10 protein-coding genes are annotated in these 13,008 nt (G+C 71.4%); 3 read left to right on the plus strand and 7 right to left on the minus strand.

From position 1 onward, the window contains the following. Positions 1 to 98: 98 nt before the first annotated feature. On the minus strand, positions 99 to 2,081 hold the full coding sequence (locus ABZY33_RS10210; RefSeq protein ID WP_356491077.1) for a glycogen debranching N-terminal domain-containing protein: 1,983 nt from the start codon (positions 2,079 to 2,081) through the stop codon (positions 99 to 101). Between the two features lie 701 nt (positions 2,082 to 2,782). Further along, positions 2,783 to 4,306, minus strand: a complete 1,524-nt coding sequence (locus ABZY33_RS10215) for a DUF4192 domain-containing protein (RefSeq protein WP_356491078.1) — start codon at positions 4,304 to 4,306, stop codon at positions 2,783 to 2,785. Between the two features lie 133 nt (positions 4,307 to 4,439). On the opposite strand from ABZY33_RS10215, the gene ABZY33_RS10220 reads away from it, so the two are divergent. Beyond that, positions 4,440 to 6,602, plus strand: coding sequence for a RecQ family ATP-dependent DNA helicase (locus ABZY33_RS10220; protein ID WP_356491079.1), 2,163 nt, complete (start codon positions 4,440 to 4,442; stop codon positions 6,600 to 6,602). Between the two features lie 212 nt (positions 6,603 to 6,814). After that, positions 6,815 to 7,450 (plus strand): hypothetical protein, encoded by a 636-nt coding sequence (locus ABZY33_RS10225; protein WP_356491080.1) that lies wholly within the window; start codon positions 6,815 to 6,817, stop codon positions 7,448 to 7,450. 78 nt (positions 7,451 to 7,528) lie between these two features. Here ABZY33_RS10225 and ABZY33_RS10230 read toward each other — a convergent pair whose 3' ends face one another. The 3 genes from ABZY33_RS10230 to ABZY33_RS10240 all read right to left on the minus strand — a co-directional run bounded on the left by ABZY33_RS10230 (position 7,529) and on the right by ABZY33_RS10240 (position 9,588). Beyond that, a complete protein-coding gene (locus ABZY33_RS10230; protein WP_356491081.1) occupies positions 7,529 to 8,140 on the minus strand; it encodes a hypothetical protein in 612 nt (203 codons plus the stop codon). 68 nt (positions 8,141 to 8,208) lie between these two features. Beyond that, positions 8,209 to 8,910, minus strand: a complete 702-nt coding sequence (locus ABZY33_RS10235; RefSeq protein ID WP_356491082.1) for a ribonuclease HII — start codon at positions 8,908 to 8,910, stop codon at positions 8,209 to 8,211. A gap of 51 nt (positions 8,911 to 8,961) precedes the next feature. Beyond that, entirely contained in the window at positions 8,962 to 9,588 is a 627-nt protein-coding gene (locus tag ABZY33_RS10240) for a TetR/AcrR family transcriptional regulator (protein ID WP_356491137.1), read from the minus strand. 146 nt (positions 9,589 to 9,734) lie between these two features. On the opposite strand from ABZY33_RS10240, the gene ABZY33_RS10245 reads away from it, so the two are divergent. Next, positions 9,735 to 11,291, plus strand: a complete 1,557-nt coding sequence (locus ABZY33_RS10245) for an MFS transporter (RefSeq protein ID WP_356491083.1) — start codon at positions 9,735 to 9,737, stop codon at positions 11,289 to 11,291. Positions 11,292 to 11,385: 94 nt separating this feature from the next. Here ABZY33_RS10245 and ABZY33_RS10250 read toward each other — a convergent pair whose 3' ends face one another. Beyond that, the gene (locus ABZY33_RS10250; RefSeq protein WP_356491084.1) at positions 11,386 to 12,282 is read right to left on the minus strand and encodes an ADP-ribosylglycohydrolase family protein; all 897 of its coding nucleotides are present in this window, start codon (positions 12,280 to 12,282) and stop codon (positions 11,386 to 11,388) included. 12 nt (positions 12,283 to 12,294) lie between these two features. Continuing rightward, a complete protein-coding gene (locus ABZY33_RS10255; protein WP_356491085.1) occupies positions 12,295 to 12,954 on the minus strand; it encodes a histidine phosphatase family protein in 660 nt (219 codons plus the stop codon). Between the last annotated feature and the right edge of the window lie 54 nt (positions 12,955 to 13,008).

Consider the following 13,008-nt stretch of genomic DNA (forward strand, 5'->3'; position numbering starts at 1 on the left):
CCTGACGATAAACAGTCCCTTCGGTCGTTGCTTCCTCCAGTTCCCGCCACCATCCGCGTCTTCGCGGTCCGGCTCTGCCCTGCGGACCGTACCCACGGTCACCCGCCCAACTGCAGGCCGTCCGCCGCCTCCTCGACCATGGCGAGACCCAGTCGACTGACACGTACGGAGAAAGCGTGTCCGGCCACGCGCAGTCCCGTCAGCCCGATCTCGCCCAGCGGGGCGCTGCGCATCGGGGACAGCGTCACCGTGGCGGCGGGCGTGTCCGGCCGGATACCTGCCAGTGAGACGAGCAGGCACACACCTGCGGCCGCGGCGACCGCCGCCGGTCTACAGGCGGCCGGATGGGGCAGCGGGGCCCCGCCCTCGACGCGCTGCTCCCCCGCATACATCTCGGGAAGCCGGTAGGCGAAGGTCTGCGCGGCGGCCAGAACTCCGCTGAGCAGGGACGCTGCCTCGTTCTCATACCCGGCGGCGGCCAGGCCGGCGACCGCAACCGCGGTCTCCTGCACCCGCACCGCGCCCGTGCGGTGGCCAAATGGGCTGTACGACACCTCCTTCACCCCCAGGGTCCGCAACCCCCAACCCGAGTCCAGCCCCGGTCCGCCGTATAGTCGCGCGAGCTGCTCGGTCTGCACCTTGTTCAACAACCCCGGGGCGTACGAGCCCGCTCCGAGAAGCCCGGTGTCCAGGAGATGGGCGGAGCTGCTTCCCAGGTGCGGGAGCCGGCGGCCGTCCGCGGTACGCGCTGCCGCGGGTCTGCCGCCGCTCATGTCCTCGATCCAGAAGTCCTCTCGGAACCGTCTCCGCAGCTGCCCCGCCCACTCCCGCAACTCCGCGCCACCGGGTCTGCCGTACGCGTCGAGCAGGTCGGCGCCGAGGACCGCCGCCCGATGAGCGTGCGCCTGGGTCTCACCACGCAGGAGGCCGCCCGCACCGGAGTCCGGCAGGTACGGTCCCTCACGAGCGGCGGTGCGCAACCACTGCAAGCACCGCTCCGCGGCAGGGAGCAACTCCGCCACATCCTGGTCCGGGAGCCCCCAGCGTCTCGCCTCGGCCAGCACCACGGGGAACAAGAGCGTGGCCTCGACGCCCGTACAGCTCGGGGGCAGTCCCGCGCCCATGTGCCGCAGCGGGCCCGGCAACCGTCCGAACTCCGTGCCGGCAAGAGCCAGTTGTGTCCGGGCGAGTGCGCGCATCGTGCCACCGGCCAGGCGGGTCCCCAGCGGCAGCGCCATCCTGGCTGCTGCCAGGGCCTCGGCCGGCGCCGGGCCGCAGCGCCAGGGGGCTCCTGCCGCGAGCAACACGTCCGTGGGGTGCGCGGGGTCACGCACCATGAGTGCCTGAAGGTCGTCGACACAGGTCCGCAGCAGGGGCCCCACGCGCGGGTCGTCACCTTGCGCCTGCGCAGCAGCAAGGGGGCGGGCGGCGCCGTGCCCCGCGACTCTGCCGAACCCCGGGCCTTCGGCGCGCACGCGCAACTCCACGGTCCGCACTCCCCCGGGAGGCAGGTCGAACTCCCAGCGCAGCAAGTTGGCGGAGGCGAGCGCGTCCGTGGGTGCGGGTGACGCCGTGACCACCACATGACCCGCGGGGGATGACCAGCGCATGCCCGAGTCGTGGACGGATGCGGGCAGTTCACGGCCGGCGTTCCCGGCTGCCACCGCGCCGAGTTCGGCGAGGTCGGTACCGAGGGAGACCTCCAGAGGAAGCCGCAGGGGCCGCGCCGCAGAGCTGCGCAGGGTGATGCGTTCCGTGCCGTCGGCGTGCCGGACGCGCTCCACGACGAGGTCCGGATCCGGGCCCGCGTCCGGGGCCGCGCGTACCGTCCCCACGAAACGGGCGCGGTCGGCCGCGACCATGCGCGCCTGCACCGCGAGCGGCTCCCGGCCCGCCACCCGGACCCGGCACCGCGACAGGAGCCGCCGGCCGCCGCGATAGAACCCTTCGAGCCCCTGAGCGGTCAGCTGCCCGTCCTCGGAAGAGATCACCAGACCTGGTAGCGCCACGCAGATCAGGCTCTGGTGGGTCGCAGGGAGGTCAGCCGAGCGCCGGGGCATCGCGCTCGTGATGGTCGACATCGGCTGGGGCGCGGAGCCGGTCGGGGGCGGCGGCGCTTGCCGGGGTCGTGGGTGTTGAGGCCCGGGGGCGGCAGCGTCTCGTACCGAGGCCGTGCCCTCCCCAGGTGACATCAGCGGGCGCGAGGTGTTCCTGGTCATGACCGCCGCCCTTGGGAGAATGCTCTGCGCGTACGTCCTTCCAGATACGGCGCTGCCAGGGGACCGTGCGCTGGTGAGGCCGCGAGTGGCAGCGGGGCAAGCGCCTGCGGGGAGGCCCCGGGCGTCCGGACGGTCGCGTGCGCCACAGCCCGAGCAACCGCGGGGAGCGCAGCGCAACCGCATGTCCGAGCCCCCGACCCCACGCTCCGACCACATCTGTCCTGGGGCCCGCAAGGAGAGCACACCGTGCTCTCCCACGACGCGCGGCCGGCGCTCCCCCACCGAGGCCTGCCGCTTCCTGCCCGATCCTGTCGCCGTCCGCCGATCAGGCGACGGCCACCCCCACCGTCCACCCTCGGTTTTCGTTGCGGTTTCCGCATGAGGCGTCTCCTTCCGCGCACGGTCGCGCGAGGCGCCGGCAGTCTGCCGGTTTGGTGGACGCGCCGACGGAACCCGGCCGCCGCTACCGACACACAGGTGAACGGAGCCGCCCCGCTTCAAGTAACGCCACAGCGGAGCGAACCACCGGCGCCCTTGCCGGCAGACCGCGGCCGCGCCCCGGTTCACCCGTCGCCCCGAGTACGCGGCCGCCCCACTCGGCGGGTGCCCGCGGGACGCCGTGGCGCACGCGTTCCGGCGCGGGCCGGTCGGGTGCCTGCCCGGTGCCGGTACTCGCCGCGGCGCCGCAGCGCGGCTTCCAGGCCGCGCGCGGCGCGGGAGACGCCCGGGTCCACGGGCCCGCCCGGGGCCGAGACGTGCGCCCGGTCCTGCTCCGTGGCCGCCTCCCCCTCAGTCGCGTGCCCCGCAGCGCCCGGATCGTCTGTCTCCTCGGGCGCTACGCCCCGCAGCTCATCCACCTCGCCCGTGGCCGCCGTGTTCTCGGCCCTCGCGACCCCTGCGACACCCCTGACATCCGCCAGCTGTAGCCGCTCGGCGTCCGGTCCGCCCAGCTCCGCATCCCGCCCCGCCCGCTTCCCGCGCAGCGAGCGACGGACCGGCTCCGGGTCGATCCCGTCGGCTCGTGCCGCGTTGAGGAGGCGGGCGAACACATAGCGCGGGTCGACCGTGAGGGCCATTTCCAGCGCCTGATCGGCCTCGACGGTGTCACCGAGCGACCAGGCGACCCAGCCCGCCAGGGAGAGTGGCGCCGCGGCGTGCTCGGCGTACGGCCCGACGCAGCGCCGGGCCAGCGCACGCCACAGCCGGAGTGCGCAGGAGGCTTCCGGGCCCTCCATCCACTCGGCCGCCCGATCCCGGGTGTCCCGGTCCTGGAGGCCGAGAATCAGGGTCGCTGCTTCGTCGTGTGCGAGGAGTTCGTCATCCCTCAGGTCGGCCTCCAGGGCAGCGTCCTCGCGCGGCGCGTCCGAGTAGCGACGCATGACGCGGCGCGCGAGGTCCAGGGTCTCCGCCTCCACTTCTTCGCGCGAGACGCCGGCGAAGATCCGCGGCACGAGGTCCATGGCCGCCGCGTCCAGAGCCCGCGCCTGCTCCGCGACGAGCGCCGTCCGCAGCGGCGCCAGCCGGCCCCGCACCTCCTGTGCCGAGGCCCGTACGTGGATGCCGGCGTACGCCGCGGTGGCCGCCATGACCGAGGTGCCGCCGGTCACGATGACGTTGCCCTCGGGCGGACAGCAGGCGGGGCGCGGGCAGCAGTAGGACCAGTACCTGCCGTCCGAGAGGCACAGGGCCTCGGTGACCGGGACATCCAGGCTGCCGCAGGCCGTGCGCAGGAGCTGGGCGAGTGGACGCAGCCGTTCCACGACGAGTTGCCCGGGGTCCGTCCCCAAACCCGCCGTGTCCTGGCAGAGGAACGCGACGACGCTGTCCGGCCGTCCGTCCCTGCGCTCGCACTCACCGATCAGGCAGCACGCCAGCTGTTGCGCCACCGACGGCCAGTCCTCCGGGCGATCGGGGATACCGAGCCGCACCCGGCCACCGAACCGCCCTTTGTGCAGGGCGACGAGGACGATGCTGTCGTCCGGTCGGAACCCGAGCAAGTACGGCAGCGCCTCGGCCAGTTCACCGGCCGTACTCAGGGTGATCTTTGCCTCGCCGGTCAGGCCGACGGGCTCGCTGTGATTCGTCATGAGATGACCATTGCGCGAATCGGCAGAATCCGTTTCGGGCTGTGGATAACCTCGATCAGGGACACGACACAAGTTGTCCACAGGCCCGCGCCTTCGTTCGCGCGATGTCAGTCCCATCGGGTTGCATAGAGGCATGAGCAACGAAGAGCTGCGCACGGCCGCCGATGCCGTACTCGCGCGTCTGGTCGCCGACCCGAGCGGGACCGCCCGCCTGCGTGAGGACCAGTGGCGGGCGATCGAGGCGCTGGTCGCCGAGCACAGACGCGCCCTCGTCGTGCAGCGCACCGGCTGGGGCAAGTCCGCGGTGTACTTCGTGGCGACCGCGCTGCTGCGGGAGCGTGGCAGCGGCCCGACCGTGATCGTCTCGCCCCTGCTCGCGCTGATGCGCAACCAGGTCGAGGCGGCGGCGCGGGCCGGCATCCGCGCCCGCACCATCAACTCGTCGAACGTGGAGGAGTGGGACGCCGTCCGTGCCGAGGTCGCCGCCGGTGACGTCGACGTGCTCCTGGTGAGCCCGGAGCGTTTGAACAACCCCGACTTCCGGGACAATGTCCTGCCTCAGCTGGCCGCCGCCACCGGCCTGCTCGTCGTCGACGAGGCGCACTGCATCTCGGACTGGGGCCACGACTTCCGCCCCGACTACCGTCGCCTGCGCACGATGCTCGCCGAGCTTCCTCAGGGCGTCCCGGTCCTCGCGACGACGGCGACGGCCAACGCCCGGGTGACGGCGGACGTCGCCGACCAGCTCGGTACCGGCGGCGGCTCGGACGCCCTCGTCCTGCGCGGCCCGCTCGACCGCGAGAGCCTCAGCCTCGGGGTGCTGCAGCTGCCGGACGCCGCGCACCGGTTGGCCTGGCTGGCCGGTCACCTCGACGAACTGCCCGGCTCCGGGATCATCTACACCCTCACGGTCGCCGCCGCCGAAGAGGTCACGGCGTATCTGCGGCAGTGCGGCCACACCGTGACCTCGTACACGGGAAAGACGGAGAACGCGGACCGGCAGCAGGCCGAGGAGGATCTGCTGGCGAACCGGGTGAAGGCTTTGGTCGCCACCTCCGCGCTCGGGATGGGTTTCGACAAACCGGACCTCGGGTTCGTCGTGCACCTCGGCTCCCCTTCCTCCCCCATCGCGTACTACCAGCAGGTCGGACGCGCGGGTCGTGGTGTGGAGCACGCCGAGGTGTTGCTGCTGCCGGGCAAGGAGGACGAGGCGATCTGGCGGTACTTCGCCTCGCTCGCGTTCCCCCCGGAGGAGCAGGTCCGGCGCACCCTGGACGTGCTGGCGCAGTCCGACAGACCGCTCTCCCTGCCGGCCCTGGAGCCGTTGGTGGAGCTGCGCCGTTCCCGCCTGGAGACCATGCTCAAGGTCCTGGACGTGGACGGTGCCGTGCACCGGGTGAAGGGCGGCTGGGTCGCCACCGGCCGTCCCTGGTCCTACGACACCGAGCGCTACGCGTGGGTCGCCAAGCAGCGCGAGGCCGAGCAGCAGGCCATGCGTGACTACGTGACGACGACGGACTGCCGCATGGAGTTCCTGCGCCGCCAACTGGACGACGACGCGGCGGCCCCGTGCGGGCGTTGCGACAACTGCGCGGGAGCACGCTTCGAGGCCGCCGTCTCCCAGGACGCACTGGACTCGGCGCGGGGCGAACTGGGGCGCCCGGGCGTCGAGGTGGAGCCCAGGAAGATGTGGCCCACCGGACTTCCCGCCGTCGGCATCGATCTCAAGGGACGCATTCCGGCAGGTGAGCAGATGGGGACGGGCCGGGCGCTCGGCCGTCTCTCGGACATCGGCTGGGGCAACCGGCTGCGCCCCATGCTCACGCCGCAGGCTCCGGACGGCCCGGTCCCGGACGACGTGGCACGGGCCGTCGTGGAGGTCCTGGCCGACTGGGCCAAGGGCCCGGGCGGCTGGGCGAGCGGAGGCCCGGACGCACAGCCGCGGCCCGTGGGCGTGGTCACGCTGGCGTCCCATACGCGCCCACAGCTCATCGACTCGCTGGGGGCAGGCATCGCGCAGGTAGGTCGCATGCCGCTGCTGGGACGCATCGAGTACGCCCCGGGCAGCGAGACAGCACACATGCCACGCAGCAACAGCGCGCAGCGGCTGCGCGCGTTGGAGGGCACCTTGACGTTGCCGCCCGAGCTGACCGAGGCCCTCGCGCACGCGGGTGGTCCCGTGCTGCTCGTGGACGACTACACAGAGACGGGATGGACGCTGGCGATGGCCGCGCGGCTGCTCCGCCGGGCCGGTGCCGAAGGGGTGTTGCCGCTGGTCCTGGCGGTACAGGGCTGAGCACGCGTCGAGGACCGTTTCAGTGGGCAGGATATAGGCGACGCATCACCAGATACGGGACCCGGACCGCAATTGCTCGTTGCCGTGCGCCCGCGCGCCGGGAAGAATTGACAGTGCTCCCCGCGTGGCTCCCGAGGCCGGTAGGGCTGTGCCGCGGTGCGCTTCCCCGTCCGACCCTGCCCGCGTCCGGGCGCGTAGCCGAAGGGAGGACCGTGACCTTCGGATTCGCGCCGTCGTCGGCCGCATCGCTGTCCGCGTCCTCGATGCGTTCCACAAAGTCCGCCGATTCCGTCGACCGACCGACCAGAATGCTGGAACCCACGGAGTGGGCGGCAGCCGGCATCCCGCTGCTGCGCAACCCGCGTGCGGTCGTCAGCGGCCTGCACACGCGCCACCGGCCAAGACCCCGCACCGCCGTGGTGGCCGTCCTCGATACGGAGGAGCGGCTGCGTGCCAGTGCCTCGTTCGAGCGCCGGGACAGTGCTGTCGACGGCTGGACGTTCCGCAACACCCTGCTGTCGCAGCTGCGCCGGGTGATCCCGCACGACCTGCGCCGCCGCACCCCGGTCCGGACAGCGGTCCTGCTGTACTGCCGGGAGGGGGAGACCCGTTGGACGCAGGAGGACGGGGCGTGGATGTGGGGGCTGCGAGACGCCTGCACTTTGCACGGCCTGCGTTGCGGGGCGTACATCACCATGACGCACGACGGCTGGCAGGTGCTGGGTGAGGGCCGCGGCGGCCGGCGTCCGAGTGCGGGCTCCGTCGCCGAGGGTCTCGGCGAGGAGACGTCGGCACCGCGGGCCGGGGGCGCCGCGACGGAGATGCTCCGCCGCGCGGCGGCACGCTGACCGCCGCAGCGGGCGCGCACCGGCCCGCCGGCCGGCTCCGGCACCGGCGAGCGGTGCGGGCAACCGGCAAGCGGTGCGTCAGACCCCGGCGCCCAGCAGCGCGTTGACCCGCTGCGGGTCACCGCACACGATCAGCAGGGTGTCGGCCCTGCCGAGAGCGAGCGGCAGCGCGGTCGTGGCCGTTTCGTCGGCGCCGCCGTTCACGGCGACGACCACGACGGGCCGCGGGGCGGCACGGTGCAGGGCGGAGGCGTCGGCGTAGAAGACGTCGTCGCCCGCGTCGTGCTGCGCCCAGTAGGCGTCCTCGCCGAACGACAGCTCGTGAGCGGCCCACGGGTGGGTTCCACCCGTGGTGATCAGCAGGATGTCGCCGGGCGCACGACCCGTGTCGAGCAGCAGGTCGATGGCTTCCTCCGCGGCGTCCAGCGCACCCTCAGCCGAGGCCGGAATGAGCTGGACCTGCGGCTTGGCGGCCGAAGTCGACGGGACGCCGGGGGCGTTGGGCCCCGGCTTGGCGGCGGGGGCCGACTCGCGCGGGGTGCGCTGCGCGGGCGGCGTGGGCCTGGGACCCGGACGTCCGGGTCGGGGCGGCGCCGCGGGACGCGGGCCGGGTACGGGACGAGGGGTCGGCGCGGTGCGGGGACCCTGGGCACTCTCGTGAATCTGAGGCTCCTCGGGAATGAGAGGCATGAGCTGATATCTATCAAACGCAGGTGCGGCTTGCGTCAGCGGGTGGCACATCAGTGCGAACGCAAGGGTCAGAAGTCGAAGCCGAGCTGGCCCTCGATCTCCGGAACGGTCACGTCCGCCCAACTGCGGGCCTTCTTGAGGTGCCGCCACTGGGGCAGCGCATCAAGATACGCCCATGAAAGCCGGTGGTGCGGGGTGGGTCCCCGCTCCTCCAGCGCGGCACGGTGCACCGGCGACGGGTATCCGGCGTTGGCCGCAAACCCGAAGTCTGCATGGTCGACGCCCAGTTCGGCCATCATTTTGTCGCGGCGGACCTTGGCGATCACCGACGCCGCGGCGACGGCGACGCAGGACCGGTCCCCCTTGATCACCGTACGGACCTGCCAGGGAGCGCCGAGGTAGTCGTGCTTCCCGTCGAGGATCACCGCGTCCGGCCGCACCGGCAGGGCCTCGAGGGCCCGGCAGGCGGCGAGCCGCAGCGCCGCAGTCATCCCCAGGTCGTCGATCTCCTCGTGCGAGGAGTGTCCGAGGGCGTGTGCGGTGACCCAGCCCTCCAGCTGTTCCGCGAGCACCTCACGGCGCTTCGGACTGATCAACTTGGAGTCGGTGAGCCCCTCCGACGGGCGGCGCAGTCCTGTGACGGCGGCGCAGACGGTGACCGGGCCCGCCCAGGCACCACGGCCGACCTCGTCGACACCGGCGACGATCTTGGCTCCGGTGAGGGCGCGCACGGAGCGCTCGACGGCGTGGGTGGGTGGTTCGTACGGCATGGCGGCAACAAGCCTACGCCGCCGATGTCACGCCGCGACACCCGGTCGGGGTCAGTCCCCGTGCCGCAACAGAAGCGGGACCATGACGTGATCGATCAACGCCACCAGATCCGCTTCCTCCCATTCGCTTCCGCACACCTTGGAGCGGTACATCATCATCGCCGGGATGACGTCGAACACCGCCGCGTCCACAGCGTCGGACCGGACCTCGCCGCGCTCGATCCCGCGGATTACGACCTCTTTGATCAACTGAAGGCCGGGCTCGACGACGCCTCCGACGATCACCGCATGGAAGCGCTCGGCCGTGAAGGTGTCGCATTCGTGAAGCACTGAGCGAAGCGCGGAGCCCGGCCGCGAGTACATGGCCTCCCGCATCTGCCGGCACAGCTCCAGCAGGTCCTCACGCACTCCGCCGAGGTCCGGGGCGGAGTCCAGCTTGGGCAGCCCGGCCTGCAGCGCGTCGACGACGAGGTCCTCCTTGGAGGGCCAGCGCCGGTACAGCGCAGCCTTGCCGGTCTGCGCGCCCGCGGCCACGCCCTCCATGGTGAGACCGTTCCAGCCGACCGTACTGAGCTGGTCCAGCGCGGCGTCGAGGATGGCCCGCTCGAGCACGGGACCACGCCTGCGCATGGACGCGGCCGAGGGAGCGGAGTCGGCCGTCCAGCGCGAAGTAACCATCGTCATCTCTCCGTTGAGCAGATCGAGCGGCACGAGACGTACGGCAGCAAAATTCAGTGAACGGTTGCGTTCACTGTAGGGGAGTCACTACCGTTGTCGCGACAGTGAACGGGCTCGTTCACTAAATCGCTCGTGGGGGATTCATCGTGTCAACCTCTCAGTTAACGCCACATCAGAAAACGGGGACAGCCCGCCGGGAGGGTCACCCCGGCATCGCACTCGCCGTCATCGCCGCCTGCCAACTCATGGTGGTCCTCGACTCGACGATTGTGAACATCGCGCTTCCGCATATCCAGAACGCGCTCAGCTTCTCTACGACTGACCTCACCTGGGTCGTCAGCGCCTACACGCTCACCTTCGGCGGCCTCCTGCTGCTCGGTGGCCGCGCCGGTGACATCCTCGGTCGCCGCCGGGTCTTCATGACCGGCATCCTGCTGTTCACCTTCGCCTCCCTACTCGGCGGCCTCGCCCAGGAACCCTGGCAGTTGCTGACCGCGCGAGCCCTTCAGGGCGTCGGCGGCGCGATCGCCTCACCCACTTCCCTGGCCCTCATCACGACCACGTTCCCCGAAGGCCCGGAGCGGAACCGCGCCTTCGGTGTCTTCGCGGCGGTCTCGGCGGGCGGCGGCGCCCTTGGCCTCCTGGCCGGCGGCATGCTCACGGAGTGGCTGGACTGGCGCTGGGTGCTGTTCGTGAACGTGCCCATCGGCCTTCTGATCGCGGTCCTCACACCGAGGTACATCAACGAGTCCGAGCGGCACCCGGGGCGGTTCGACATAGCCGGCGCGCTCACGTCCACGCTCGGCATGGCCTCGCTCGTCTACGGGTTCATCCGTGCCGCCGAGGAAGGCTGGCGGGACAGCCTCACCATCGGGTCGTTCGGCGCGGCGGTCGTGCTGCTGCTGGCCTTCGTGGCCGTTGAGAACCGGGCCAAGGAGCCGATCACACCCTTGCGGATGTTCGCCGACCGCAACCGGTCGGGGACGTACGTGATCATGCTGAGTCTCGCCGCGGCGATGTTCGGGATGTTCTTCTTCATCGTGCTGTTCGTGCAGAACGTGCTGAGCTATTCGCCGATCAAGGCGGGGCTCGCCTTCCTGCCGGTGACGGTGGCGATCGCGCTCGGCGCGGGGCTTTCCCAGCGGTTCCTGCCGGTCCTGGGACCGAAGCCGTTCCTGGCCGCCGGATCGGCCTTCGTGGTGGTCGGACTCGCCTGGCAGACGTTCATCAGCCCGGACAGCTCGTACCTGGGCGGGGTCCTCGGGCCGTTGGTGATCTTCGGCTTCGGTATGGGGCTGAACTTCGTGACGGTGACGCTCACCGCGGTCTCCGGCGTGGCGCCGCACGAGGCGGGAGCAGCCTCTGGCCTGCTCAACACGACGCAGCAGGTCGGAGGTTCGCTGGGGCTGTCCATCCTGACGACGGTCTTCGGTACGGCGAGCCGTGACGAGGGGAAGAGCCAGGTGGCCGACTTCATGGCTACTGCCTCGCCGGAACAGAAGGCTGCTTTCGCCCGGACTCATCAGCTGCCGGCGCCCTGGAGCCACGACGTTCTGGCGCACGGCATCTCCACGGCTTTCATACCGGCCGTGGCCATGGCGGTTCTAGCCCTCGTCGTCGCCCTGGCGGTGATCAGAGTCCGGAAGAGCGACTTGGAGGCGCTCTCCGGCACAGCAAGCGCAGCGGGGCCGGCCGCGGGCTGAGACCTCTCCCGCGGCGCTTGGGCGCCGGGCCGCTCCGAAGGCGTGGCCCGGCGCCCAAGCCGCGACTGTCTGCGTCACCGCACGGCAGCGGTTCTCAGACCGGCGCGGTGGGCGTCCATCCAGGAAGCGCCTCGGTGCGCTCCAGCCAGTCGACCGGCGGTGCGGCAGGGATGACGCCGCCCACGATCGCGCAGGTCGTGTCCATGTCTCCGCCCACCTGAGCGGTGGCCCAGAAGGCCCGCTCGAAGTCACCGAGCCCTCGCGCGGCCGACCACAAGGCGAACGGCACGGTGTCGTGCGCGGTGGTCCGCCGGCCGCAGCCGAGCACCGCGGCCACCGTGGCCGGGTCACCGTAGTCGAGCATGTCCCGGGCCCGGCGCAGTCCCGCTCCCACCGCGCTGCGCGGCACGAGCGCGATCACCCCGTCCAGGAGGTTCTGGGGGGTGGGCGCCCCCGCGGGATCGGCCGCGAGCGCCGCCGCGGCGGCCACGGCCATGGCGCCGACGACGGCCTCACGGTGCTGGTGCGTCGGGTAGGCAGAGATCTCGGCCTGGTGGGTGGCCTGCTCCGGATCGTCGGCGTAGTAGGCGCCGAGCGGCGCGATACGCATCGCCGCCCCGTTGCCCCACGACCCCTGGCCCTGGAACAGGGCGGATGCGAGCGTCCGCCAGTCGCCACCCTCCCGGACCTGCCGGAGCAGTCGGTTCACCGCAGGCCCGTATCCGCGGTCGAAGTCATGGTGCTCGGCGAACGAATGGGCCAGGGCGTCTTGGTCGATACGTCCGTGCGCGCCCAGGACAGCCACCACGGAGCACGCCATCTCGGTGTCGTCGGTCCACTGCCATGGGCCGGCCGGGACCTCCCGCCGCTTGAGCAGCGGATAGTTCTCCGGCACGAAGAACTGGGATCCCAGCGCGTCACCCACGGAGAGGCCGCGCAGGCTGGACAGAGCGCGATCCAGGCGCTTGTCGGATGCGGAGTCGGCGGTCATCGCACAGCCACCCTATCTGGTCGCCCCATACGAAATAGGCTCGCACCAACGTTCGAATGGCAGGTCCATCGCGTACTTTCCGTTCTCCCCGAGAACGAGCGCCCGTGTCTCGGCGTTCCCGGGATTCGACAGCGACTCGAACTCCGCGACCGACCAGTGGAACCACCGCATACAAAACAGCCGCATCGTCAGCCCGTGCGTCACGAGAAGCACGTTCGGCGGATGGTCCGGCTGCTCGAAACTCCGATACAGGCTTTCCAGGAACGCGCCCACGCGGTCGTAGACATCGGCTCCGGACTCGCCCTGTGCGAACCGGTAGAAGAAGTGCCCGTAGGCGTCGCGATAGGCCTTCTGGAGCCGTACGTCATCGCGGTCCTGCCAGTTGCCCCAGTCCTGCTCCCTGAGCCGCGGCTCCTCCCGTACCCGCACGAGCCCGGGGTCGAGTCGGAACGCCCGGAACGTCTCGTGGGTGCGCCGGTACGGCGAGACGTAGACGCTCACGCGCTCTTTGCCGAACAGTTCGCGCAGTTCCTTGCCGGTCTCCTCGGCCTGCTGCCATCCGGTCTCGGTGAGAGCCAGGGCATGGTCGGGCTCGCGTTCGTACACGGTGTCGTCGGCATTGCCTTCGGATTCGCCGTGCCGGACCAGAACAATGCGCCGCGGTCGTGCCATGCCCAAACACTAGATCGGTCCGGCCGGTTTCGAGCACTCGTACCGGCTCCATCC

This window comes from Streptomyces sp. NPDC006552, assembly GCF_040611655.1.
Taxonomy (GTDB): Bacteria; Actinomycetota; Actinomycetes; order Streptomycetales; family Streptomycetaceae; genus Streptomyces.

What these genes read in the sequence shown, in the direction of transcription:
- ABZY33_RS10210 (WP_356491077.1), bottom strand. Translation starts at nt 2,081, where the DNA reads ATGTCGACCATCACGAGCGCGATGCCCCGGCGCTCGGCTGACCTCCCT.
- ABZY33_RS10215 (WP_356491078.1), bottom strand. Translation starts at nt 4,306, where the DNA reads ATGACGAATCACAGCGAGCCCGTCGGCCTGACCGGCGAGGCAAAGATC.
- ABZY33_RS10220 (WP_356491079.1), top strand. Translation starts at nt 4,440, where the DNA reads ATGAGCAACGAAGAGCTGCGCACGGCCGCCGATGCCGTACTCGCGCGT.
- ABZY33_RS10230 (WP_356491081.1), bottom strand. Translation starts at nt 8,140, where the DNA reads ATGCCTCTCATTCCCGAGGAGCCTCAGATTCACGAGAGTGCCCAGGGT.
- ABZY33_RS10235 (WP_356491082.1), bottom strand. Translation starts at nt 8,910, where the DNA reads ATGCCGTACGAACCACCCACCCACGCCGTCGAGCGCTCCGTGCGCGCC.
- ABZY33_RS10240 (WP_356491137.1), bottom strand. Translation starts at nt 9,588, where the DNA reads ATGGTTACTTCGCGCTGGACGGCCGACTCCGCTCCCTCGGCCGCGTCC.
- ABZY33_RS10250 (WP_356491084.1), bottom strand. Translation starts at nt 12,282, where the DNA reads ATGACCGCCGACTCCGCATCCGACAAGCGCCTGGATCGCGCTCTGTCC.
- ABZY33_RS10255 (WP_356491085.1), bottom strand. Translation starts at nt 12,954, where the DNA reads ATGGCACGACCGCGGCGCATTGTTCTGGTCCGGCACGGCGAATCCGAA.